1 protein-coding gene is annotated in these 929 nt (G+C 69.4%); it reads right to left on the bottom strand.

Annotation, left to right across the window (positions count from 1 at the left end):
- Positions 1–18 precede the first annotated feature (18 nt).
- A complete protein-coding gene (locus tag GUY61_RS38625; protein ID WP_166634938.1) occupies positions 19–888 on the bottom strand; it encodes an alpha/beta fold hydrolase in 870 nt (289 codons plus the stop codon).
- Between the last annotated feature and the right edge of the window lie 41 nt (positions 889–929).

The following is a 929-nucleotide window of genomic DNA, read 5'->3' as shown; positions in this document are numbered from 1 at the left end:
CGTTCAGCCGGCCCCCGCTCATGACCGCTCCGCGAGGAAGCCGGTGACGAGGTCCTCGAACTCGCGCTGCCGCTCCAGTTGGACCCAGTGGCCGCACCTGCCGAACACGTGCAGCTGCACGTCACCGATCTGCTTGAGCATCAGCTGCGCGCCGTCGAGGGTGATGGTGCGGTCGTCACGGCCCCACAGCAGCAGGGTGGGCGCCGTGATCCTGTGCAGCTCCCGCCAGAGCGGGTCCATGCCGCCGCGCCTGGCGAACGCGGCGTTGTAGTGGTGGTAGAAGGCGACATGGCTCTCGTCGAGCGAGGCCTCGTAGCGGGCCCTGACCACGTCCTCGCCGAACTGCTTGTGGTCGAAGACCATGGTGCGGATGAACGCGGCCATCTTCTTCTCGCTCGGGCCGCCGCCGTTGTAGTAGCGGAACATCTCCTTCTGGCCCTCGGTCGGGGTGGGGCCGAAGGGGAGCCAGCCGCCGCCGGGGGCCATGAGCACCAGCCGGGTGACGCGGTCGGGATGCTGCTGCGCCATGGCGATCGCGGCCGCGCCGCCGAGGCTGTTGCCGAGCAGGTGGAAGGTGTCGATGCCCAGGGAGTCGAGCGCCTGGAAGAGGGCGTCGGTGGTGATCCGCGTGATCGAGCGCTCCGCCAGGTCCTGCTCGGTGGGGCGGTAGCTGCCGCCGAAGCCCGGCTGGTCCGGCAGGACGACGCGGAAGTGCCGCGCCAGGACTGGCAGGTTCTGGTGGTAGTTGCTCACACCGGAAGCCCCCGGTCCGCCGCCGTGCAGCATCACCAGCACGGGGCCTTCGCCGGTTTCGGCCACGGCGATCTCGCCCAGCGAGGTGGGTACGCGGTGGTGCTTGAGTTCGAGGTCGGTCACGACTGTTCCCATCGGAGATAGCCTGAGTCGCAGGGGCGGTGTCGGAAGAGGCT

The organism is Streptomyces sp. GC420 (assembly GCF_009916105.1).
Classification (GTDB): domain Bacteria; phylum Actinomycetota; class Actinomycetes; order Streptomycetales; family Streptomycetaceae; genus Streptomyces.
Note: the sequence above shows the minus strand (reverse complement) of the source record. Positions and strands in the feature narration are given on the sequence as shown.

Bases quoted from the DNA above. Each gene is read 5' to 3' on its own strand.
- GUY61_RS38625 (WP_166634938.1), bottom strand. From the start codon at position 888: ATGGGAACAGTCGTGACCGACCTCGAACTCAAGCACCACCGCGTACCC.